Origin of the sequence: Bradyrhizobium sp. Cp5.3, assembly GCF_000426265.1 — a bacterium.
Taxonomy (GTDB): Bacteria; Pseudomonadota; Alphaproteobacteria; order Rhizobiales; family Xanthobacteraceae; genus Bradyrhizobium; species Bradyrhizobium neotropicale.
Genome location: NZ_AUFA01000041.1, coordinates 15,685 through 38,727, shown reverse-complemented (window position 1 = coordinate 38,727; position 23,043 = coordinate 15,685). Strand labels below are relative to the sequence as shown.

The following is a 23,043-nucleotide window of genomic DNA, read 5'->3' as shown; positions in this document are numbered from 1 at the left end:
GCACCTTGCAATACGTTTCTGCCAAACAGCAAACGAGACCCCTTTGTTTATCCTCAACCGCAATGCCGACTATCGATGCCCACTCCATCCGGCGGATGCCGATATACTCGGCTTGGAAGCGGCGGGAGCCGTGGAGCACCACCTTAGCTACCGCGATCAGCATTCCGAGACGCCGCTTGTTTCCTTGCCGGCCCTCGCGGCGGAAATGGGCGTTACCGCCCTCCACATGAAGGATGAAGGGCAGCGCTTGGGCCTCGGCAGCTTCAAGGCGCTGGGCGGAGCCTATGCCGTCATTCGGCTCGCTTTGGAAGAAGCGGAGGCAAGGCTGAGGCGGCCGGTGGACATGGGGGAGATGCATTCCCCTGAGGTCCGGAAGGTCGCCGAGACTTTGACCTTTGCCTGTGCCACCGACGGCAATCACGGCCGCTCGGTCGCCCAAGGCGCCAACCTCGTGGGAGCGCGGGCGGTGATCTTCGTCCATGCCGGCGTCAGCGACGAGCGCGTAGCGGCGATCGCGCGCTTCGGCGCCGAAATAATCCGCGTGGCCGGAAGCTACGATGACTCCGTTAAGGAGGCCTCGCGTGTTAGCTATGACCGCAGCTGGACCATCGTCTCCGACACCTCCTGGCGGGGATACGAGCGCATTCCCGGTCTGGTGATGCAAGGCTATACCGCGCTTGTGCGGGAGGCGTTGCGGCAGATGCCCATGCCGCCGACGCATGTCTTCATCCAGTCCGGCGTTGGTGGCATCGCCGCTGCGGTCGCCGGGCACCTGGCAGTCGCGCTCGGCGAGCAGCGGCCGGTCTTCACCGTCGTCGATCCCGCCAGGGCCGCCTGTCTGTTCGAGACGGCGCGGGCCGGCCATCCGGTAACGCTCCCGCATGGCGAGCCCACGGTCATGGCCATGCTGGAATGTTACGAACCGTCGCTCGTCGCCTGGCGCATCCTGTCGCGCGTAGCCGATGCCTTCATGACCGTCGATGAGGAGGACGCAATCGCGGTGATGCGCCGTCTTGCCGATCCTCTCGGAACTGATCCGGTTATTGTCTCCGGCGAGAGCGGCGCTGTCGGCCTTGCCGGACTCCTGAAGGTTGCGGCGGATCCTGAGATGCGAACGGCCCTTTCCATTGGCCCGGATTCCCGCATCTTCCTGGTCAACACGGAGGGCGCGACCGATCCCCGAAAATACCAGGAGATCGTCGGGCGTTCGCCTGGTGAGGTCGCGTTACGAGGTGCAGCATGAGCAATCATTCCGTTAACTCCGTTCGCCTGCTTGGGCGGCTTGCCGAACTCGGCGCGATTGGCCGCGATGAAGACGGCAAACTGGTGCGCCTTGCTGCATCCCGTGCGGACAGAGAGGGCCGCGACCGCCTCGTCTCCTGGATCAAGGCGGCCGGTCTCGACGTCGTGGTGGACAGGATCGGCAATATCTTCGGCGTCTGGGCCACCGACGGCAACGCTGATGCCGCTCCCCTAATGCTCGGCTCGCATCTCGACACGGTGATCAATGCCGGGATCTATGACGGATGTTTCGGCGTACTCTCGGGCCTCGAGGTTATCGAGACGCTGAAGGAAGCCGGCTTCGTGCCGTCGCGACCTATCGTCGTTGCGGCCTTCACTAATGAGGAAGGCGTGCGTTATGCGCCCGACATGATGGGATCGCTCGTCTATGCAGGCGGGCTTGATGTCAATGTGGCACTTGCCACGATCGGAACCGATGGATCGCGGCTCGGCGACGAGCTCCGGAAAATCGGCTATGCGGGCGACAGGGAGCCAGGCTTCCTCAAGCCGCACGCCTATATCGAACTGCATATCGAGCAGGGCCCAGTGCTGGAAAAGGAAGGCATCCCGCTCGGCGCGGTCGAAAACCTCCAAGGCATTTCGTGGCAAAGGGTGACGATCGAAGGCGATGCCAATCACGCCGGAACGACGCCGATCTCCATGCGGCGTGACGCTGGTCACGCGGCAGCCCGGGTCATCACCTTTCTGCGGGCACGAGCCAAGGCATCGAATACGCCGACGGTGGCGACCGTCGGCTGCATGGCCTTCGAGCCCAACGCCATCAATGTCATCCCTTCTCGCACGACATTCACGGTCGACCTGCGTGACCCCGACGAAGAACGGCTAAAGCAGGAAGAAGCCGCCCTTGCTGATCTCCTCGAAGCGCTGTCCGCCGAAGAGGGTGTCACGATATCCGTGGAACGTCTGGCGCGCTTCGAGCCGGTCAAGTTCGATGAGCGGATCGTCGCGGCCATCGAGGCTGCTGCCAAAGCGCGTGCCCTCCCCTTCAAGCGGATGACCTCAGGCGCCGGCCACGATGCGCAAATGATCGCGCGGATTGCGCCGTCGGCGATGATCTTCGTGCCGAGCAAGGGTGGCATCAGCCATAACCCGAAAGAGTTCTCTACCGGTAATGACCTGATCGCGGGCGCCAATATCCTGCTCGACGTGGTGCGCACGCTAACGGAAGAGGAATAGGCTGTCCATTTGCGTCACTGGTCTGGCATGCGAGGTTCTCGACGCCACCTTCCTCGGTACCGCGGTCATGCCATCGAGTACTCGGACGGATCTCTATACGGCGAAGATCACGGCCAACGGTGTCGCTCTCGGCATGGATCTGACGGCAATATGGGATCCGACCATCGCGGGCCGAAGTGGAAGAACTGGCCGACTCCCTCAGAAAGTCTTTCTCGACCCGCTATCCGTCACGCTCGCCTACAACAAGGCGCACGACGCGTACGCCTTGATCCTCTTGCGCGCGGCAAACTTGGCCCTTCAGGGTCGGGGCAAGGCGTCCACTCCTTAATCGACCGGCATATTCTTCGCTTGTTCAGGCACACGTAAGACGACTGAACATTAGACTTGAAGAATTTTTGCGCGACTCCGGAGTCCGGTTCGACTAGCCTGATGGAATTGCACGAGCTTCAAAGCAATCGGACTTGGACCGTCACATGGATGAGTTTCATCTGCTCTCAAACCGCTTCGGCCCCGAGGCAGCGGATCTGGAGCTTCAGGACGGCGCTCCTGCCGTCCACAGCCAACTGGCCAAGCGCGGCTCTATTAGGAAGTTTCGCCCCCAACAAATCCCAGACCACATCCTGCGACGACTTTGCGCCCTTGCGCTGTGCGCCCCGACCAAGAGCGATTTGCAGCAACGCGACATCATCATTATCGATTCGCCTGCCTTGCGATCCGAGATCTGCGCGCTTTTGGCGCGAGGCCGCCTGGGCCAGAAGTGGCTCGAGGAAGTCCCGAACCTTCTGATCTTCTGCGGTAACAACCGCCGGCAGCGCCGCCTCCATGTCCTGAGGGATCGGCACTTCGCCAACGACCATCTGGATGCCTTCTTCAACGCCTCGGTCGACGCTGCGATAGCGCTCTCATCGTTTGTCATCGCGGCGGAAGCCGAAGGCCTGGGCGCCTGCCCCATCAGCGCGGTGCGCAACCATCCGGATCGGCTCGCAGAGCTGCTGAAGCTACCCGAACACGTTTTTCCCGTGGCAGGCCTCGCTGTCGGATATCCAGATGGACCGCCACCAAGGAGTCTGCGGCTGCCCCTCTCCGTCACGGTTCATCACAACACCTATACCGACGACACGCTCGACGCAGCAATCGAGGACTATGATCGGCGCAGATTGGCCGACCAGCCGTACACAACGCAACGATACGTCACGGAATTCGGCCGGTCGGAAAGTTACGGCTGGTCCGAAGACAAGGCCCGGCAATACGCGTTTCCGGAGCGTCAAGATTTCGGCGCCTACGTCAAGCGCATCGGCTTCAAGCTGGACTAGTCGGCCGACACGCACTACTGCGCGGCCGCGCGTCATAACGCGGCATCTGACCACTCACCAATTGAGCCTTGCACCGGTGCAACTAACTGGCGCTGGTCGTGATGCGGGGAATTGTGGTTACAGACACGGCGTTTCGGCGCAGTCCCATCCAACAACAGATTTGCGCCACACGCTCGGGTGTCGACGCGCTGCACTAACTCCGCTCCCGCGCCTCAACTTCCCTTCGTATCGTGGACATAATTGAAGAAGAGGTCCTTCCAGTTACTGGTCGTATCATTGATCAACCCCGCGGCGTGCATTCCATTGAGAAACACAACCAGCTTCCGAGGCTCCGTCGTCCACTTGTTCTCTGGATTCTTGATGATTGCCTCGGCATCCTCTTCCGAGAATTTGAGACGATCTCCCTTGATCCAAAGGCTTGCGGCCTTCTTTGGATCGGAGATGATCAGATTGATGCTTTCCTTGAGCGCCGCATAGAAGGCAGCCACGATCTTCGGGTTCGCAGTCACGAACTTGTCCGTCGCCCACACGACGCTGAACGTATGGGGCCCCTCAAGAACCTGATAGCTGTCAAGCACACGATGCGCCCTGGGATCCTTGAGCTCCATTTCCTGAAACGGAGAGGACCCGAAATGCGAGGTGATGCCAGCCTTGCCGCCCAACATCGCAACCTGAGCATCGGGATGGCTCAAGGAAACCGTCAGTGGATCAAGCTTGGTCGCCTGACCCTTCCCGAACTGCTTCTCGGCGGCCATCTGCAGCGTGATCGCCTGGATCGAGGTCTTCACCGTCGGCATCGCGATCTTGTCGGCGCTACCGAAGTCCGCGATCGACTTCACGTTTGGATTCACAGTTACGAGGTACAGGGGCAGCGAAGCCATCGCCGAGATGCCCCGGATCTTGTAGTTCTTCAGCGTACGTGACCAAATCGTAAGCATCGGGCCGACGCCGCCCGATGCGATGTCGAGGTTGCCAGAGAGAAGCGCCTCGTTCATGCCCGAGCCGGCGGAAAACTGTAGCCACTCGGTTTTGACGGTTTGGCCGCTGTTCGCCGCCTCCTTCTCGAGCAACTGCTCTTCCTGCATGATGGTCAGCGGCAGATAGGCCAGGCCATATTGCTTGGCGAGACGTATCGTCGAAACTTCCGCTCTTGAAGCGTTTGGCGTCAGCACGCTCGCCAGAGCGAGCGCGACCAGTGCCAGATAGCTGGATTTCACCGTTTGTCCTCCCATTCCTGTCGCTTCTTGCGTATGCGAGTGGATCCTCGCCGCTATCAGCTATGGACGCCCCATCGATTGATCGTTCGCTGCTCGATGATGCGGAAGATGAAGTTTTCGACGACAAGCCCGATCAAGATGACGGTCAACAGGCCGGCAAATACGTTCGGGATATCCAACATATTTTTGTTCTCGAAGATGAACCATCCCAGACCGCCCGAGCCGGAGCTGACGCCGAACACCAGCTCGGCTGCTATCAGCGTTCGCCAGGCAAACGCCCACCCGATCTTCAAACCGGTCAGGATGCTGGGAAAGGCTGCGGGAATCAGAATCTTCATGATGAAAGCAGGACCGCCGAGTCCGTAGTTTCGGCCGACCATCTTCAAGGTCTTGCTCACGGACAGGAAGCCGGCATGGGTGTTGAGAGCAATCGCCCAGGTGACTGAGTGGACCAAGACGAACACGAGACTTCCATTCCCCAGGCCGAACCAGATCAAGGCGAGCGGCAGCAGCGCGATCGCCGGCAGGGGATTGAACATGGAGGTCATGGTCTCAAGAAAATCCCTACCGATCCGGGACGCGATCGCCAGACCAGTCAACGTCGCAGCGAGAACGACACCCGCCGCATACCCCATCAGCAGAACTCTGATCGACCCCCATGCCCGGCCGGGCAGAACACCGTTGGCGACGCCCTTGACGAATGCCGTCATGGTCGCCCCGAAGGTCGGGAACAGGAGTTCGTTGTTGAGCCAACACCCATACGCCTCCCAGACAAGCGCGAGGACGACGAGAATGAATGCCTTCCGAACGAAGTCTTCGCCGTAGAGCTTATCGAACAGTGATCGAGGCTTCTCGACGACCTTGATCTCTTCGAGGCTCTGAGCATTCCGGATCTCGGGACGGAAGGAGTTGGTCATCTGCGAATTTGATACGACGCTCAATTGATTATGCATGGGCCGCCTCCGGCGCAGCTTCGGAAAACAGCATTTCGTGGATTTGGCGCTCGAGGTGCGCGACGTCCTCAGGCGTCGTTGCGCTGTTGAGCTCCGCTCTCACCCGGCCCGGATGTGGCGATAACAGAAGGATGCGATTTCCGATCTTGATGGCTTCGGCGATCGAGTGCGTGACAAACATGACAGTGAAGCGCGTCTTGTCCCAGAGAGAGAGAAGCTCGTCCTGCATCTTGCGCCGGGTCAGGGCGTCGAGCGCAGCGAAGGGTTCATCCATCAGCAAAATGTCCGGCTCCATTGCCATGCCGCGCGCAATCGCGACACGCTGTTTCATGCCGCCCGACAGCATGTGAGGATAGCTGTTGGCGAACTTAGAGAGCCCCACCATCTCAACGTAGTGGCCGGCCCGATCGCCCGCCTCGCGCTTGGACAGCTTCTTTGCCGCTTCGAGCGCGAAAGCAACATTCTGTTGCACCGTCTTCCAGGGCAGGAGCTGGTCGAACTCCTGGAAGACCATCATGCGGTCGGGCCCCGGTTTGGTGATCAGCTTTCCCTTGAGGCGCATCTCGCCTTCTGTCGGCGTGATGTATCCGCCAACGGCCTTCTGAAGCGTCGATTTCCCACATCCTGACGGTCCGAGCAGCACGAACCGATCACTCTTCAACATCTCGAAGCCGACCCGATACGTTGCCGTTACAATATGAGACGTCGTCTTATATTGAAGCGTAACGCCGGATACCCTCAGAAGCGGCTCGTCGCGGTCCATTTCTCCTCCCATTTGCGTCCCTGATGTCTTGCTTATTGGGATCCATTTATTCCGGCGCCTCGTTCGTCAGCGCAGTGCGGATGCCAGGCATTCTGCGGTTGTTGCCCTCCAGGTCCGGAAAGCGAGGATCTCGCCGCGGCGCGTGCGACAGGAAATGCGCACCTGCCGCTCGCTCACGCGACGGCAGCCGCAAAGGCATCTTGGCCCGCCGCAAGGCTTCAAGCTCAACACCTCTGCGCCTTTCCTCACGCGGGTTTCGTCACATGTTTTTGCGGCGAGATAGTTGTCCCGGCCGCAAAATATTGGCGTAAAGTCGTTCTTTCTCAAAGGCACAAATGCTAACGCTTATTGAAAGTTTATCTTACATCGAGTGCGGAGTGCACACATGTCCATTCGAACGCTCAAAACGCTGATTGCTGTTGCCGATCAGGGCAGCTTCAGTGCGGCAGCCAAGGAAGTATTCGTTACCCATGCAGCGGTGAGCCAACAGATCAGAGCGCTTGAAGACGAATGGAAAGTCCCCCTTTTCGACAGAACTCGCCGAACCCCCGAATTGACGCCCGCCGGTCGCGCTTTGGTGTCGAAGGCGCGAGAGGTCGTCGCTGCGTACGACAACATCGTCCCGAGCGTTCTGGGCAATCAGGGCATTGAGGGCGTTTTGTCGCTGGGTGCAGTTCCGACCACCCTCACGGGGCTCGTGCCACTGGCTGTTTCAAAGCTGAAGAGAGACTATCCTGCGCTGCATGTCGTAGTCGTACCTGGCTTGACGACCGCCCTGATCCAACAGGTCGAACGCGGTCAACTCGACCTCGCGATCGTGTCGAAGCCACAGTTCATTCCTCGCAATCTCGTTTGGTATGACCTTGCAGAGGAAGTCCTGGAACTGCTCGCCTCAGTCGAAGCCGGAGGCAAGGATCCGGTATACTTGCTGGAGAACAGCCCGTTCATCAGATTTTCGCGTCAGGCCGTGGTAGGCGGGTTGATCGAAACCTGGCTACAGGAAAACAAGATCGTCGTCCGGGAGAGCATGGAGCTGGAGAGCCTGGAGGCGATCTCAAGCATGGTCTACTACAACCTGGGCGTCTCTATTGCGCCACGAACCTGCGTCGCGGCCTCGAATGCGCTCCCACTTAAGCACCTGCCACTCGGTCCAGGGAAAGGCCTTTCCCGAATGCTGGGATGCATCTCGCGGGCGGACAGCGTTCGAATACGCGCCATCGACGAGATGAACGTCAGACTCGCGGCCGCGATACGTGAGGGGCAGCGTTCGCTTCCGCAACGATCCACGAGAATTCCACCAAGGAAAGGGCGCAAGCGGTCAGTTAAGTAGGACTTCCTTGGCGACCAGAATAATTCCGGACACAAACATTAAGCCTACGAGCAGCCGCCGGAATTGATCATCCGTCATCCGCTTGAACGCCCAAATGCCAAGCTGGGCGAAGACGAGCGTGATGGGAAGCGCAATGAGGATGAGTGGGACCGTGCGCGACGAGTAATAGCCACTCGCGGCGAATACGATCGCTGCGATCGCGAGGATCAGCACGTTGAACGGCTGCAATACTGCCCTTTGTTCGGATTTCGTCCAAGGCTGCAGAGCGCACCACATTGTTGGAACGACCCCCGACAACGAGGCTGCCCCACCCAAAATACCGCCCACAAAGCCAACGCAACAGTCCACGATCGGCCAGTGTCGAGGAGACCGCGGAAGACCACGACGCGCCAGTATGAACCCACCGTACGAAATCAGGAAAGTGGCGACGACCAACTTGATGGTGAGCGGACTGACGAGAGCAAGGAGCTTCGTGCCAACAGGAATTCCGGCGAGTCCCGGCACCAAGAATCGAGAGAGACGTAACGGATTCTCTCGAATGCTCTGCCGCACCAGCGCGACACCCTGCAGTCCGCTGACAACTGACATGATGACGACCATTGAAACGGCCTCAGTTGGCGGCAGAATCTGCAGCCAGAAGCCCAACGCGAACAGCGCGGTGCCGAACCCGGCCAAGCCGTTGATGAAGCCGCCCGCGGCGGAACCGGCTGCGAGCCAGAGATAGAAGCTCATGACCTAGCTGCCCAACCTCCGGTCGACATGAAGAGGTCCGCTAGGCCGGCACACGAAAAAACGGCGCCGGTACCAGGAGCTTGTTCTCGACCTTCACGACCAGAGGGCGCATCTTCCTGGCGTAGGACTGCCATTCCGGCGACGCCTGAAGCTCCTTCCGCCGCTCGAACCGATCATCCAGGCTCTCGTAACCCCACATGTGAACGACCTGGTTGAGTGGGCCGAAGTCGGTGTAGTAGTAGCCGACCATCTTGCCGAGGATACGTATCTGGCACTCCATTCCCTCCGCTTCGTAGAGTTTCAGGAAGGTGGGCACCTGGCCCGCCTGGAGGGTATAGATCCTCTCGTCTACGAACATTTCCGCATCCTTGGTTCCGCTATCGTCCTAGGCCATCGCATTCAGCCGATCAGCTCGTCCGATCGATCATCCGTCTCCCCGAACCGCTTCAGAACTGCCGGCTTCGTGCCTGCATAGACGCGATCAAGATTGGCAGAGACCTTAGCGTTTTCGCGCTCGAACAGACTGTTGCCTTCGAGATCGCTCTCGACGATGAAGGGTCCCATGTTCTCGGCTTCGATCAGCCACATGGCCTGTGCGAGCCCAAGCTCTTTGCGCCAATAGATGTCACGTGCGCGCTTGATGCCCCTGCCGAGCAGCGCACCGGTACCGTAGCCGACCGTCGTAAGATAAATCGCCCCGTTTGGAACGAAGTTCTCTTTGTAGTCGTGCGAGGTCATGCCGCCCTTGCCGATGATCAGCTTCGCACCGGAGATCCGAAGCCACTCACCGATCCACTTTGCGAAGCGGAAGGATGCGGTAGCCGTGACAGCGCCCATCTTGATGCTGCCGTCAGTCTCGACCGTCGCCGCCGGCGAACAGTGGAAGTTCGCAGCGCTCTCCTCCGGCAAGCTGAGCGGGAGAGGCTCCTTGCCCTCCAGGACGCGCATGTAAACGCCCTCGCGGGCGGTATAAATCAGCCCGTCCAGGTAGACGATGTCGCCTATCTTCAGCGCCGCCAGCGCCTCGCGCGTAGGCTTTGTGCTCAGGCGGATTTGCTTAGGCTTGGAAGTACGTTCCATTCCACCGTCTCCCGACGTTGATAATCAGTGAACCAATCCGGATCGGTACGGTACTCGACTCGACCGTCGCCATGGACCCGCGCAACCGCGCGGCGAGACGAAAGACAGAATGCATGCACGCTCATCTGCATTCCGCCGGTGTGGCAGTAGCCGACCTCGATGTGGCAATCGATGACCATGGACTTGCCGACGAAACCCATCGCTCCCATTCCGATGGAGTTTCCCAGCTCCTTGAATTCGCGCTCCATCTCGGCGATCCGAGGGTCGGAGTTTCTGTTACCTACGGTTCTCAGGCAGGCGGCCCGCTTACCCAACACCATACACGCGTCTTTTGACCCTCCCAGCCCGATGCCGATGATCGCCGGCTGACAGGCCAGTCCCCGCTTGCCGAATGCGACCAGGCTGTCGAGATAGAACCGCTTGATGCCAGCGATCCCGTCGGACGGAAACAGCATGCGGTAGTCGGTTCCGAAAAGACCACCTTTGTGGACAGTGATCAGATCGATCCAGTCACCATCGGGTTCGAACGCATATTCGATCTCCGGCGCCCCGATGCCGACGTTGTTGTCGTGGTCGGTGCGCCAAAGGGGATGGACGCGGTTGGGTCGGAGTGGAACGCTCCTGGTCGCGTTGGCGGTCGCACGGCGCAACGCAGTCTCCAGGGCAATCGGCCCACCCTCAATCTTCGCCTCGTTGCCCATTTTGACGTACCAACGCGGACACCCAGTGTCTCCGCACATCGCACGACGGTCCTGCTTGGCCGCCTCATAGTTCTCGAGCATCGCTTGCAACACGAACGAAGACAGATCACCGTCCTCGACATCTGCAGCGGCCTTGAGGCCGTCGAGATAATCTTCGGGTATCTCGATTGCGGCCTTTTCCATCAAGGCTTCCGCAGTCTTCTGAATCGCATCGATGGAAATCATTCTGCAGCCCTCACCAGAGTGTCAGGTTCTTCGGTGGATAGGATCGAGTGGCCCGGCCGCACGATAGTGAATTGGACAGGCTCCCGGCTCATCTGAAGTCCCTCGTCGCTCTTACGTGCCAAGGTGAAATATGACTCCTCCAAGCTTCCGCTTTCTGGAAAGTCTTCCCGATAGTGGGCCCCGCGGGAATTTTCGCGCTCCAGACCTGCCTTGGTGATGACCTCCGAGATGTCGCAGAGCGAGCTCACGTTCAGCCAATCGTGCCAAGTGAGATTGAAGGCTCGACTGCCTCCCGCGACACCGACATTCATGAGTTGGGACCGAATCTCCGAGATGCGACCGGCAGCCCTGTTCATTCCCGCTGCAGTACGCATCACGCCGACGTGGTCCCACATCGTATTCTGAAGTTCGTTGCGCAACTCCCGGATGTTTCCCGGTGATTTCGTGAACGGATAGACGACGCGTTCTATTTCGGCCTGGAGAACCGCTTCGTCTGGGTCCCGCAGACGCGCCATCTTACGGATGTCACGGCCCATGACGTCGCCGGCGATCCCTCCGTAGACGGTTGAATTGGCCACACCATTTCCACCCAGCCGATTTGAGCCGTGCGCGCCGCCAGCGTCCTCGCCGGCGACGTACAGCCCTTCCATCTCGGTGTGCGTTTCGGTATCCACGACAATGCCACCCATAAAATAATGCGCTGTGGGAACCACCTCGACCTGCCCAGCGGCAAGGTCAAAGCCGCTGTCCGCGCATCGCTTCACCATGCCTTTGAATTTCTGCCGTACATTCTCAGGTCCGAGATGGGCCATCGAGATGTATACACCACCGTTCTTCGAGGTGTTGTTCTTGCGCATCTCCGCATAGATTCCGCGACTGACGACGTCGCGGGTCGCCCTTTCGCCCTTTGCGTCGTAGTCGAACATGAAGCGGTGACCGTAACTGTTTAGCAGTTGACCACCCGCGCCCCGAAGTCCCTCCTCCAGGACCGTGCCCGTCATCCGAGTATCTTCACCCGCGAGCAGTCCGGTGGGATGGAATTGGACCATCTCCATGTCGCGGAGCGGCAGGCCGGCTCGAAGAGCCATAGCGAGGCCGTCCATCGTCTTGTCGCCGGAAGGCGTGTGATACTTGTACATCGTTGGCCCGCCGCCGGTCGCCATCAGCACCGTCTTGGCGCGCACCAGTCGTAGCGCTCCTGTACGCATATCGATGAACAAGACCCCGGCAAGGGACGAACCGTCCTTCGATGGGATCAGGCCCACTGCACGGTGTTCCTGAAGCTTCTCGACCGGTCGAGCAAGCACCTGCTCCATCAAGCGACTGATGATCTCGATACCGGTCAGGTCCCCCTTATGAACCGTTCTATCCGCAGTCTGCCCCGCAAACGCTTTCTGGTGCAGCGTGCCGTCAGGATTTCGGTCGAAGAAGCATCCGATCTCGTTCTCGAGTTCGCGAACGCGCACCACCGCCTGCTCGCAGAGCCTCCATGCCATGTCCTGGTTAGGAAGCCACTTGCCGCCGATGATCGTGTCCATGAAGTGACGTTCGACGGAGTCGCCGCCGCCTAGCGCTACGTTATAACCCCCTTGGACCATTCGCGTGCAGCCACATTTCCCGATGAGCCCCTTCACGGCGATCGTGATCTTTGTGCCCTCGGGGGCGGCCTGCTGAGCGTGAAGTGCGGCGAACAGACCCGCTCCGCCAGTCCCGATGATCAGGATGTCGGTGTCGTGCCGTTCGAGATCGAATGGGGACGCCATGATTAAATCGCCCTCAGAAGGAAGCTACCGGCGACCATGAACGCGAACGCAACGCTGGCCGCGGCCCAAGTCTTCTGATCCCTCGTCCATGCAAGCAGTTCGAAAGCTATGAGCCGCAGGCCGCCGAAGAAATGGACCGCGAGCAAGAACACAAGCCCAAACTCAGCAGCCTTGACCAACGGCTTGTCTGCCCAGTGCAAGAACCCATCCAAATCCTTGGGCGCCGTGAGTGCGAGTGAAAGGACGTAGAAGTGCGCCGGAAGGAAGATCGCAAGCGCTAAGCCGGACAGCCGATGAAGGATGTAGGCGAACCAGAGTGGATGATTTCGATGCGGGCGGATCATAGCGCGGTCACCGAAAGAACGGCGCGCAGCCCAGCGTAAAGCAAGAATGCGCACAGGGCTGCGGACAGTACATTGAGGAGAACCCCGCGAATGTGGAGAACCTCTGCGGCAATTGCCCTCACACCGATCGCGGCATGAACCGATACCGCCACCACGAAGGTCCCGTAGAAGAGGGCCCAGGGAAGGCTTCCCTGCGTCCTGGAAAGGATCGCTCCGGTCGATAGGCCGCCGCGTGTCGCATAGACCATCACGGCCAAGTGCCCCAGCACCAGCGGCGCCATAATTAGCGCGGTCACCCGCTGCAACATGAACAGACGAAATGTCAGCATGATCACCGCCCTTTGAAGAATGACTTCATGGTCTCGCGCTTCAATCCGGCGATCGACGTGATTGGGCTCAGTTCATTCGGGCAGAACTTGGCGCAGCTTCCCTGAGAATGGCAGTTGTGGCAGCCACCACCCTGCGACACTGCCTCGAGGATATCGGACCGCTTTCCGTCCTTCGCATCGTTGACGAGGGTCCATGCGCGATTGAGTGCGGCGGGCCCCAGGTAATCCGGATTGCCCTGCACAGTGTCGCAAGAGGCGTAGCAAACCGCGCAGTTGATGCACTCGATCGCGGCATCCGCGAGAATGCGATCGGCACTCGACGGGTCCACTCCGACGATGTCGTCATCCCTCGTGCTTGTCGGGTGGAATACGCCTTCAGCCTTGATCCACTTCGTGAAGAAGGGATCCATATCCGCCGCGAGATCCTTGATCACCGGTAAATTGCGAAGAGGCGCCACCTCGATACGATTGTCGCGTGCCACCTTTTGCACGTGCGTGCGGCAGGTCCAGCGAGGCTGACCATTGACCATCATCGCGCAAGATCCGCACATACCCACCCGGCACGCGTATCGATAGGCCAGCGTGGGATCTATCTTCTGCTGGATCCAAACCACCACGTCCAGGATCGTCTGACTTTCCTGGTTGGGGACTTCGAAGCGCTCGAACTTCCCCCCAGCGCTGTCTCCCCGCCAAACGGATACGTCGAGGGTTTTAGTGTCCGAGGACAAGCGCTCGCTCCCAGGAATTTTGATTGATCCGCCAGCGACTATATTGACGTTTTTTCTGACAGAAACCCAAAAATAGTGACGCAAAATGTAAGTGAAACTATCAAGACGAGCTAATTGGGTCGCGGGAGTTGCTCCGACACGCACGCCTCAAGCGGTAGAAGCCGATCGATCACTTCCACCGCTGGTCTTTCCAGCTCGGCAGTCGGCAACCGACATAAGCGTCGCACTTCACGATTCCTGAAATGCATTTTCAGGAAAGTTAGTTTGCGCATCTCCTTCCGATAGGACACGGCTTGGCCGTCTATTCGCAGCGTCAGGAGACGGGTGACATGGCCGACCGTACCGAAAACTCGGATGAGGAAATGCTCCTCGCCTCGCGTAGGCAATTCATGCGCGGCGCAAGCGCTCTTGTTGGCGGTGCGGCTGTTAGCGCGATGGCGGGTGGAGACGCTCTCGCGGATCCGTCCCAAGGCGAAAATCTTCCGCCAAACGTTCCCGAATGGATGAAGTCGCCCGGCGATCCCGTCGGTAGCCAGCTTTACGGGACGCCTTCGCCATTCGAGAAGAGTGTCGCGCGGAACATACCGAAAAGTGGCGATCCGATGTTTTGGACGTCCAGTCGCACTCCCCTACAGGATTTGGACGGCATCATCACTCCGAACGGCCTTTTCTACGAACGTCACCATTCTGGTGTTCCGGCAATCGATCCGGCCGAACACCGCCTGATCATCCACGGCCTCGTCGACAAACCTCTCATCTTCACGATGGAGGACCTGAGACGCTTCCCGTCTGAATCACACATCTACTTTCTCGAGTGCTCGGGCAATCCCGGGTTCAAGAAGCCTTATGGGAAGACGGCGTCGGACTTGGTCGGCTTGGTCAGTTGCGCTGAGTTTACGGGCGTCAAACTCAGCCACGCCCTGCAAGAAGCAGAATTGCGGCGCGAAGCGACGTGGATCATCGCTGAAGGTGCGGATGCAGCTGCATTGACCCGCAGTATTCCGATCGAGAAATGCCTCGACGATGCGCTGCTCGTCTACAGCCAGAACGGTGAGCGGCTTCGTCCCCAACAAGGCTATCCCTTGCGTTTGTTCTTGCCGGGCTTTGAAGGCAACATGAGCGTAAAGTGGCTGCGCCGTCTGCATGTAGTTACCGAACCGGTCTATTCTCGCGAAGAAACGTCGAAATATACGGATCTCATGCCGGACGGGAAGTCGCGAGAATTCACGTTCTACATGGACGCAAAGTCGATCATCACCTATCCGTCCGGCGGTCAAAAGCTCAAGTCGCATGGCTTCCACGAGATATCGGGAATTGCATGGACCGGACGCGGCAAGATCAAGCGTGTCGATGTCTCGGTCGACGATGGAAAGAGCTGGCAACAAGCACAGCTACAGGAGCCGGTACTTACGCGAGCTCTGACGCGCTTCAGGCTGCCATGGCGATGGCATGGCGGCCCTGCTGTCATCCAAAGCCGAGCGATCGACGAAACTGGTTACATTCAGCCGACATTGGCTGATTTGGTTGGCGTGCGCGGAGATAACTCCTTCTATCACAACAACGCTATCCAGCCCTGGCGGATTGCTGCGGACGGCGAGGTTACCAATGCGAATGCGTGATCTTCTCATCGCTAGTTTGGCAGCGGCCTTCCTGCCCCCTCCCGCGCATTCGGAGTCCAGCGTAAAACTCGGGATTGGGCGCACAGCGACGGATGCCGAAATCGCTGGTTGGAATATTGATATTGACCGGAACGGGACGAACCTGCCGCCAGGCAAGGGCACGGTAGGCCTCGGCAGGGAGGTGTTCGATCAACAGTGCGCGGCATGTCACGGCCCTAAGGGGGAGGGCGGCGTCGGCGACAGGCTTGTTGGCGGACACGGTACGTTGGCAACGCCGAAGCCTATTAAGACTGTCGGGTCTTACTGGCCTTATGCAACCACTTTGTTCGACTATATTCGCCGAGCCATGCCGTATCCTTCGCCTCAATCGCTCAGCAATGAAGAGGTGTATGCGGTTACGGCTTACGTTCTTCATCTCAACGGCCTGCTACCCGAGAGCGCGGCCCTGGATGCGAAGACGCTGCCCTCCGTCAGGATGCCCAACCGCGATAATTTCGTTGGGGATCCTCGTCCAGACGTGAAATGACTTGCGCAGTCCCTCGGAAACATCTGGGCCGGATCAGACGCACCGATGACAAAATGACAACCACAGGGCTGGCGAAGAAACTTCGTTCCATCGTTGGCTCGCGACCGCGACTTATGCTCCTGATTTCGCGGCCGGTAGAACCGTTAGAGCTGCAACTGTACAGCATGATTTTCGACGAGATTGCGGTCGAACGTTCAACTCAGTTCCCTAACCTTGGCGGTCAAGCCGAAGTCCGAGCCGCGAACCTATTCTGGGCGAATCGGGTAGCTTATTCAGTCGGCCTGGAACGGCTCGCATGCGAACTTGGCCGCGCTATCCGGACCAGCGGAATGCACGGCGAAGCTCTTATCCCTCACAGGGGATGTGGGGCTGTCACCATGTTGCTGACCAGGAAGAGCGATACAGTCCCTGACCTCTCGGCTCCTGGGCTCAGCGCAATCGCTCAAACAACCAGCACGGGCGTGATTGTGGCCGGGGACTTGAAGAACACGACGCTTCGCCTTAGCGGCGCGGAGTTCTTATTGAAGAGAGCGACGAACTCCGACGGTTTTCCACTGAAGCCGTCAGGGCCGGCCTCTACGAACGGCTTTTTGGCGGCCTTGCCGGCCTCGAATCCTAACGCGGCGTGTCTATTGGCATTGGGTAACTGATCCTTATCCAACGCTAGGGTTGTGGTATTTGCGGATCCTCTAGCAACTCCTCGAACGCACGGGCGGCAGGCCTTGAGGTCCGTTCGGGCAACTTCAGCCGCCATAGTGTACGCTCTATCGTGAGCCCACGGAGTTCGACGGTTCTCAAATAACCCAGGCGCACCTGGTCTCTCGTCGCGACCGTTGAGACGATGGAAACGCCGATCCCTGCCGCCACGGCTTGCTTGATAGCAGCCGTGCTGCCGATTTCGAGAAACCGGAGCGGCTCGATGTTGTTCGCCGCAAGTGCCTGCGTTACAACTTCGCGCGAGCCAGATCCCGGCTCGCGTAGAATCAACACCTCACCTCCCAAACGCTGGGGATCGATCGGCTCCTTGTCCGCAGCGAAATCGTGATGCTCGGAGACGATCAACTTCATGATGTCAGTCCGCCACTTTTCGGCGATGACGACGCCCTCCTCGATCGGTCCCTCGACTAACCCAATATCTATGTCCTGAGCCGCCATCTGCTCAGCAATTTCGCGCGTATTCGCGCTAACAAGATGGAGATCAATCCCCGGGTACGCCTGATGAAAGGCACCGAGGTAAGGAGCGAGCATATAGGTGGCAATCGTCGTGCTTGCACCGATCCGCAACGATCCGTTGTTCAGGTCACGTCTAGCCGAAAGCATCTCCTCCGCTGCACGCTCGGCCGCAAACAGATCCTCGGCGTGCTTCAGCAGAGCGAGGCCTTCCGACGTAGGGACCACGCCCTTTTGAGACCGGTTCAGCAGCCGGCAGCCGACCTGAAGTTCGAAGTCCCGCACTCCTTTTGAAAGCGCGGGCTGACTGAGGTTCATGGCTTCAGCGGCCCGAGAGAAGCTGCCTACTCGGGACACCGCCACGAACATCCGAAGCAGATGCAGGTTGAGGGCCATAATTCCTCATTATCGGCTCATGACAAATTGATATTTTCCAAAATCGATCCTGTCACGCATATTGTGCTCTCTTTAGAGGAACGAGATGTCGGATCAAGTCGATTGCACCAAGAAGCCTGTGCCGGTTATTTCCACCTTTGCGGTGGTTTCCTCGGTTTTTCCCGGGATAGCCCTCTGCGCGGCGGTGACAGCGACAGCGATCGGTCTTCAGATGGCGCAGGAATCGTCCCTTGGTCATCCCTACCTGGAAGCGATCGTGATCGCCATTCTTGTCGGAACGGCTATTCGCACCATTTGGACGCCGGGCACCCGCTGGCGAGCAGGCATCGCCTTTAGCGCGAAGCAATTGCTCGAAGTTGCCGTCGCGCTGCTGGGTGCATCGATTACCTTCGCAACGATCGCAGGTTCTGGGCCAATTCTGCTCGTGGCAATTGTTTGCGTTGTCATTCTGACCATCGTGATCAGCTACGGGGTAAGCCGATTTCTGGGGCTTTCAAATCGTCTTTCCATTCTCGTAGCTTGCGGAAACTCGATCTGCGGAAACTCGGCTATCGCCGCAGTGGCGCCCCTAATCGGCGCGAACTCTGATGAAATTGCTTCCTCGATCGCCTTCACCGCAATTTTGGGTGTCATCGTCGTTCTCGGATTGCCTCTGTTGATTCCGCTCTTCGCTCTTTCGGATGTTCAATACGGAATACTGGCGGGCATGACCGTCTACGCCGTACCGCAGGTGCTCGCAGCCACAATGCCGGCAAGCCTTGTCAGCACGCAGATCGGCACCGTCGTCAAGCTGGTGCGAGTCATGATGCTAGGACCAGTTGTCGCTTCAATCGCCTACCTGGCGCGCGGTCTGCGCACTGAAGCGGCAGCGAGATCGCCGAAGCAGAAGTTCTTCAAAGCTGTGCCGTGGTTCATCATCGCGTTTTTTGCGTTGGCGGCGTTGCGGTCCCTATCTTTTATTCCCGACACCTTCATCTCACCTATCCGATACATCGCGAGCGTCCTCACGGTCCTGTCGATGGCCGCGCTCGGCCTGGGCGTGGATCTTCGCGTAGTCGCGCAAGTCGGAGCCCGAGTGACGGTAGCCGTGACTTTGTCGCTGATCTTCCTGATAGCGGTCAGCTTCTGTCTCGTGCGATACGTGATACCGACCTAGCACCGGACGAATTGATCGGGGCGCCCGTCAGTTTGAGACAAATGTCGATCTGGCGGCCTTTACGGATACAGAGATGAACCGGTGCACCTCCTGGACGCGCCGCGTCTCGTGCGTGTCGGGATGAGACGTTATCCAGTAGTTTCGAACGAAACGAACCTCTGGGAGCAAGCGCCTCAACTCGGGATATCGCTGCGCCGCATAGTCGTGGAGAATGCCAACGCCATGTCCAGCCCGGACCGCCTCCATTTGCGCGACCACACTTCCGCATTCGTATCGGCGTGACATCAGGCGACCGAGGACAGAGGCGTAGTCCAGAGCACGACTGTAAGCAAAATCCTCTACATGCGTTACGAACAAGCGGCCGGCCAATTCGGCCTGGCTGGTGATCGATCCCTCGCGCTCAAGATAGTTCTCTGCGGCGTAGACGCTCAGCGTGTAGTCTGTCAGCTTCGACAGGATCAGTCGCCCCTGTTTGGGACGATCCAACGTAATCGCGATGTCAGCCTCGCGCCGGGACAGCGAAAAGGTTCGAGGTAACGGAACGAGCTGGACCACCAACTTTGAATGGCTCGCGGCGAGCGCTCCGAGACGGTCCGCAAGAAAGTAGTTGCCTAGGCCGTCGGGAGCGCCGACGCGCACGGTTCCGGTGATCGCCTCCGTGGCTCCTCCTATACTGGAGCCTACCTTAAGGAACTCGCTCTCGGCGCGCTCGGCGGCTGCGACTAACGCTTCTCCTGCTGCGGTCAGAGTGCAGCCGGATGTGTGTCGTTCGAGCAGCCTGGCGTTCAGGCTCCGCTCGAGCGCCGTAAGCTGTCGCGCTACGGTCGCATGATTTAGCCGTAGGCTTTTCGACGCCTTCAGTATCTGTCCCGCTCTTGCGACCTCAAGGAATATCCGAACCCGTTCCCAATCCATCGACTACAATTTCCGCACAACGGAGCCGCGAATTCGGCCGTTGAAGTGCAATTTTATGCGCTCCATACCGAGGGTGATCAAGCTTCGTTTGGAGAAAAAGACCATGCAGGCGGCCATTCCGAATTTCATCAACGGTGAGTTGGTGCCGAGCCAGGGCTCCCGCACCACGGCCGTTTACAATCCTGCCACCGGCGAGCAATCGGGAATTCTGGGATTAGCATCAGCACAAGATGTTCGATCCGCGGTGATCGCTGCTCGGAAGGCATTCCCGGCTTGGGCGAATACACCTCCTCTACGACGCGCTCGCATCCTCAACCGCTTCCTTCGGATTCTCGAGGAACGCATCGACGAGCTCGCGCAGATCATTACCGCGGAGCACGGCAAAGTCCTTTCAGACGCCAAGGGCGAGATCCAGCGCGGAATGGAGGTGGTGGAATTCGCAACCGGTGCACCGCAGCTTCTCAAGGGCGAGGTTACAGAGAACGTCGGAACGCGCGTTGACAGCCACTCGCTACGTCAGCCGCTCGGCGTGGTCGCCGGAATCACGCCGTTCAATTTCCCGGCCATGGTTCCGATGTGGATGTTCCCGGTCGCCCTCGCCTGCGGCAATACCTTCATTCTCAAGCCTTCCGAGCGCGATCCCTCCGCGTCCCTGGTTCTCGCGCAGTGGCTGAAAGAAGCTGGACTTCCCGACGGCGTCTTCAACGTCGTCCAAGGCGACAAGGAAGCCGTAGACGCCATTTTAACTGATCCCGGTATCGTCGCCGTCAGCTTCGTCGGCTCGACCCCGATCGCACGCTACATCTACGAGACGGCGACCCAGCACGGAAAGCGGTGCCAGGCACTTGGCGGCGCGAAGAACCACATGATTGTCATGCCGGATGCCGACATGGATCAGGCCGTCGACGCTCTGATGGGGGCAGCGTATGGCTCCGCTGGCGAGCGCTGCATGGCAATCTCGGTGGCGGTACCCATAGGCGACACCACCGCTGACAGATTGATCGAAAAGCTCGCGCCAAAGGTTCGTGCCCTGAATATCGGCCCAGGAACGGATCCCGACGCCGAAATGGGACCTCTGGTGACCAAGCAGCACCTCGACAAGGTCCGCGGATACATTGATGCGGGCGTCGACGAAGGTGCAAAGCTTGTCGTTGATGGCCGGGATTTTCGGCGTCAGGGGTATGAAAAGGGATACTTCATCGGGGGATCACTCTTCGATAACGTCACAACCAATATGAAGATCTATAGAGAGGAGATCTTTGGACCTGTGCTCGCCGTGGCGCGCGCCAACTCATATGACGAAGCAGCCAATATGATCAACGAGCACGAGTTCGGCAACGGCACCGCCATCTTCACGCGGGACGGCGATGCGGCCCGCGAATTCGCCCATCAAATTCAGGTGGGCATGGTCGGCATTAACGTGCCAATTCCTGTGCCGATGGCATTCCACTCCTTCGGTGGCTGGAAGGCATCCCTTTTCGGCGATCATCACATGCATGGTCCCGAGGGGGTGCGCTTCTACACCAAACTCAAGACCATCACCACGCGATGGCCTACCGGCATCCGGTCAGGAGCGGAGTTCGTTATGCCGACGATGAGTTGATCTGCCGCCAGGCGAAGATCGCATACCCCCCGCGATCCTCGCCTGGCCCGCTGGCTGGCTACGGCGTAGCAGCACGCATCTCGGCGGCGAACTCGCCGTAGGTCTCGGCAAGCTCCTCGAGCACCTTTCCACGCAGCAAATGTAGCGTTGACGCGTCCGGCAATGCCGTGCGACTTGGCTGGTCATCATGCTCGAACTTGAAGCCGGTCGATGCCTTGATTTCGTTGAGATCGTATCCAGGATGAATGCTCTCGAGCACGAATCTTGGGCGGGATTTATCGAAGCGGAAGAGGCCCTTGCCCGTTAGTAGCGCAATAGGGCCCCCAGTTCGAAACACGCCTTCTTCGCTCACTCCGGGCGCGCTCACAAAATCGACCTTGTCGACGAGAACGCGCGGCGAATGTTCCTCGCGGAAGAGTATGACCCGCGGAACGACAAAATACAGATAAGCCGACCCAAAAGATCCGGGCCAGCGCACGTTCGACTGCGGATAGCCCCCCGCTCCCACGAGATTGACGTTGCCGAGCCCGTCGATCTGACCACCGCCAAGAAAGAATGCGTCGATACGCCCCTGAGCAGCGCAATCGAACAGCTCCGCCGATCCGTTGGTGAAGAAGTTGTGCTCAACCGATCCAAGAACCGAAATGCGCGGGCCAGGCTCTCCCTTGGCAGTCTTCAATTCGCGCAGGAGCATAGCCCCAGCGGCCGGGATAGGTGACGAAGCGCCCACCGCCACATGTCTGACGCCGTCCAATAGCTTCGCGATGGTATGGATCAGTATCTCGCGGGGGAGGGCATCCGTCACGATCGCGCCTCCGGTCTGGCGTCCGTCATGTATCTGGAATATCCATCGACCGTTCGTGCCGCCTGCGCATACCGCGCGATCTCTGCCACGTCCGGGGGATATTCGCCCCATAGGCCGTAGGGCCACGCGCCTCGTGGGGCTTGCCCGACGGCCGTAATGTAAAGGGCTGGTAGCACGCCTGCGGCCGTCCGCTCATCTGCCAAGAGGCTCTCCTCCACGATGCGCTCTACGGTGACGATCGTGATACTTGAAGCATAGGCCATGGCCGCGAGCTCGCGCCGACGCCCGATCCAGACGTTCCCGAAGCGGTCGGCCATGGGGGCGTGGAAGATCGCTACGTCCGGTTTGATGGCGGGGATCAAGACGATCGGATCGCAGCCATCAGCAAGCGGATTGTCGATTACGCGCCAGTCGTTCCGGTGTCGGAGCAGGTCTGTTCCGATCAGCCCTCGCATCGGCAGAAATGGCACGCCCTTCTGCGCAGCCATCAAGCCGGCATGAATCGCCGGACAAGTCGCGTCCCTCACACGAATTGAGCCATTCTTGACGGCGGCGTTGAATCGAGGCGCGCCGCCAGCCTCCCCCAATGAAACCGCGCTCGTCTCGACTGTCCCAACTAGGCCGGCTCCAATGAGCTGATCGACCTGCAGGCCTCCGGTCGGCACGCAGACGAGGTGCAAATCATCCGCACCGTGCCGGATCATTTCGCGTGTCATGGCCATCGATACGCCGGCGTAGTCCACCGGTAGCGCGACCGTCATCCCACGCTCGATGTACTTCGCCATCGCGTCAAGAGAGCTCTCCAACGCCACCTCCACTTGCTTCACCGTAGGGAAGACTCATACGGGAGTTGTCGGCGGATGACCGCGACGACCGGATCACCCTCTCAGGCCCGCC

The 23,043-nt window shown here is 59.3% G+C and carries 23 protein-coding genes; 8 read left to right on the top strand and 15 right to left on the bottom strand.

Annotated elements, in window-relative coordinates; all coding sequences use genetic code 11:
• Nucleotides 1-43: 43 nt before the first annotated feature.
• From K289_RS0133855 to K289_RS46055, 3 genes are all read left to right on the top strand, one after another.
• Nucleotides 44-1,243: a diaminopropionate ammonia-lyase gene (locus K289_RS0133855; RefSeq protein ID WP_027555521.1), complete on the top strand. Its 1,200-nt coding sequence runs from the start codon at nucleotides 44-46 to the stop codon at nucleotides 1,241-1,243.
• Complete coding sequence (locus tag K289_RS0133850) at nucleotides 1,240-2,478, top strand: Zn-dependent hydrolase (protein WP_027555520.1); 1,239 nt, start codon at nucleotides 1,240-1,242, stop codon at nucleotides 2,476-2,478. The genes K289_RS0133855 and K289_RS0133850 overlap by 4 nt, the downstream gene beginning before the upstream one ends.
• Before the next feature lie 473 nt (nucleotides 2,479-2,951).
• Nucleotides 2,952-3,791, top strand: coding sequence for a nitroreductase family protein (locus K289_RS46055; RefSeq protein WP_027555518.1), 840 nt, complete (start codon nucleotides 2,952-2,954; stop codon nucleotides 3,789-3,791).
• A gap of 212 nt (nucleotides 3,792-4,003) precedes the next feature.
• Here the strand turns inward: K289_RS46055 and K289_RS0133835 are convergent, their stop codons facing one another.
• Genes K289_RS0133835 through K289_RS0133825 form a run of 3 tightly spaced genes read right to left on the bottom strand, consistent with a single transcriptional unit; the run spans nucleotide 4,004 to nucleotide 6,724 of the window.
• Nucleotides 4,004-5,008, bottom strand: coding sequence for an ABC transporter substrate-binding protein (locus K289_RS0133835; protein WP_245284072.1), 1,005 nt, complete (start codon nucleotides 5,006-5,008; stop codon nucleotides 4,004-4,006).
• A 56-nt stretch (nucleotides 5,009-5,064) separates the two neighbouring features.
• Nucleotides 5,065-5,925: an ABC transporter permease gene (locus K289_RS0133830; protein WP_051311079.1), complete on the bottom strand. Its 861-nt coding sequence runs from the start codon at nucleotides 5,923-5,925 to the stop codon at nucleotides 5,065-5,067.
• Nucleotides 5,926-5,953: 28 nt separating this feature from the next.
• On the bottom strand, nucleotides 5,954-6,724 hold the full coding sequence (locus K289_RS0133825; protein ID WP_027555515.1) for an ABC transporter ATP-binding protein: 771 nt from the start codon (nucleotides 6,722-6,724) through the stop codon (nucleotides 5,954-5,956).
• Between the two features lie 385 nt (nucleotides 6,725-7,109).
• Between K289_RS0133825 and K289_RS46050 the strand changes: the two genes are divergently transcribed.
• A complete protein-coding gene (locus K289_RS46050) occupies nucleotides 7,110-8,054 on the top strand; it encodes a LysR family transcriptional regulator (protein WP_051311077.1) in 945 nt (314 codons plus the stop codon).
• Here K289_RS46050 and K289_RS0133815 read toward each other — a convergent pair.
• From K289_RS0133815 to K289_RS0133780, 8 genes are read right to left on the bottom strand one after another with little or no spacing between them, the layout of a single operon-like run.
• A complete protein-coding gene (locus K289_RS0133815) occupies nucleotides 8,043-8,786 on the bottom strand; it encodes a sulfite exporter TauE/SafE family protein (RefSeq protein ID WP_027555514.1) in 744 nt (247 codons plus the stop codon). The genes K289_RS46050 and K289_RS0133815 overlap by 12 nt on opposite strands.
• 40 nt (nucleotides 8,787-8,826) lie before the next feature.
• Nucleotides 8,827-9,144 (bottom strand): NIPSNAP family protein, encoded by a 318-nt coding sequence (locus K289_RS0133810; protein ID WP_027555513.1) that lies wholly within the window; start codon nucleotides 9,142-9,144, stop codon nucleotides 8,827-8,829.
• A 41-nt stretch (nucleotides 9,145-9,185) separates the two neighbouring features.
• Nucleotides 9,186-9,866, bottom strand: coding sequence for a fumarate hydratase C-terminal domain-containing protein (locus tag K289_RS0133805; RefSeq protein ID WP_027555512.1), 681 nt, complete (start codon nucleotides 9,864-9,866; stop codon nucleotides 9,186-9,188).
• Nucleotides 9,830-10,792: a fumarate hydratase gene (locus K289_RS0133800; protein ID WP_027555536.1), complete on the bottom strand. Its 963-nt coding sequence runs from the start codon at nucleotides 10,790-10,792 to the stop codon at nucleotides 9,830-9,832. The genes K289_RS0133805 and K289_RS0133800 overlap by 37 nt, the downstream gene beginning before the upstream one ends.
• A complete protein-coding gene (locus K289_RS0133795) occupies nucleotides 10,789-12,555 on the bottom strand; it encodes an L-aspartate oxidase (RefSeq protein ID WP_027555511.1) in 1,767 nt (588 codons plus the stop codon). The genes K289_RS0133800 and K289_RS0133795 overlap by 4 nt, the downstream gene beginning before the upstream one ends.
• Nucleotides 12,556-12,557: 2 nt before the next feature.
• On the bottom strand, nucleotides 12,558-12,899 hold the full coding sequence (gene sdhC, locus K289_RS0133790) for a succinate dehydrogenase, cytochrome b556 subunit (protein ID WP_027555510.1): 342 nt from the start codon (nucleotides 12,897-12,899) through the stop codon (nucleotides 12,558-12,560).
• A complete protein-coding gene (locus K289_RS0133785; protein WP_027555509.1) occupies nucleotides 12,896-13,228 on the bottom strand; it encodes a succinate dehydrogenase in 333 nt (110 codons plus the stop codon). The genes sdhC and K289_RS0133785 overlap by 4 nt, the downstream gene beginning before the upstream one ends.
• Before the next feature lie 2 nt (nucleotides 13,229-13,230).
• On the bottom strand, nucleotides 13,231-13,956 hold the full coding sequence (locus K289_RS0133780) for a succinate dehydrogenase/fumarate reductase iron-sulfur subunit (protein ID WP_027555508.1): 726 nt from the start codon (nucleotides 13,954-13,956) through the stop codon (nucleotides 13,231-13,233).
• A gap of 362 nt (nucleotides 13,957-14,318) precedes the next feature.
• Here K289_RS0133780 and soxC point away from each other — a divergent pair, with 362 nt between their 5' ends.
• Both soxC and K289_RS0133770 read left to right on the top strand, forming a co-directional pair.
• Nucleotides 14,319-15,575, top strand: coding sequence for a sulfite dehydrogenase (soxC, locus tag K289_RS0133775; protein ID WP_371260890.1), 1,257 nt, complete (start codon nucleotides 14,319-14,321; stop codon nucleotides 15,573-15,575).
• Entirely contained in the window at nucleotides 15,562-16,101 is a 540-nt protein-coding gene (locus K289_RS0133770; protein WP_027555506.1) for a cytochrome c, read from the top strand. Before soxC ends, K289_RS0133770 begins: the two co-directional genes overlap by 14 nt.
• 663 nt (nucleotides 16,102-16,764) lie before the next feature.
• Here the strand turns inward: K289_RS0133770 and K289_RS0133760 are convergent.
• Entirely contained in the window at nucleotides 16,765-17,667 is a 903-nt protein-coding gene (locus tag K289_RS0133760; protein WP_027555504.1) for a LysR substrate-binding domain-containing protein, read from the bottom strand.
• An 85-nt stretch (nucleotides 17,668-17,752) separates the two neighbouring features.
• Here K289_RS0133760 and K289_RS0133755 point away from each other — a divergent pair, with 85 nt between their 5' ends.
• A complete protein-coding gene (locus K289_RS0133755) occupies nucleotides 17,753-18,823 on the top strand; it encodes a YeiH family protein (protein ID WP_035686784.1) in 1,071 nt (356 codons plus the stop codon).
• Nucleotides 18,824-18,850: 27 nt separating this feature from the next.
• On the opposite strand, the gene K289_RS0133750 is transcribed toward K289_RS0133755, so the two are convergent.
• Nucleotides 18,851-19,738: a LysR family transcriptional regulator gene (locus tag K289_RS0133750; protein ID WP_027555502.1), complete on the bottom strand. Its 888-nt coding sequence runs from the start codon at nucleotides 19,736-19,738 to the stop codon at nucleotides 18,851-18,853.
• A 103-nt stretch (nucleotides 19,739-19,841) separates the two neighbouring features.
• Between K289_RS0133750 and K289_RS0133745 the strand changes: the two genes are divergently transcribed.
• Nucleotides 19,842-21,341: a CoA-acylating methylmalonate-semialdehyde dehydrogenase gene (locus K289_RS0133745; protein ID WP_027555501.1), complete on the top strand. Its 1,500-nt coding sequence runs from the start codon at nucleotides 19,842-19,844 to the stop codon at nucleotides 21,339-21,341.
• Between the two features lie 58 nt (nucleotides 21,342-21,399).
• Here K289_RS0133745 and K289_RS0133740 read toward each other — a convergent pair whose 3' ends face one another.
• On the bottom strand, nucleotides 21,400-22,146 hold the full coding sequence (locus tag K289_RS0133740) for a CoA transferase (protein ID WP_027555500.1): 747 nt from the start codon (nucleotides 22,144-22,146) through the stop codon (nucleotides 21,400-21,402).
• Nucleotides 22,143-22,931, bottom strand: a complete 789-nt coding sequence (locus tag K289_RS0133735; protein WP_035686803.1) for a CoA transferase subunit A — start codon at nucleotides 22,929-22,931, stop codon at nucleotides 22,143-22,145. The genes K289_RS0133740 and K289_RS0133735 overlap by 4 nt, the downstream gene beginning before the upstream one ends.
• Between the last annotated feature and the right edge of the window lie 112 nt (nucleotides 22,932-23,043).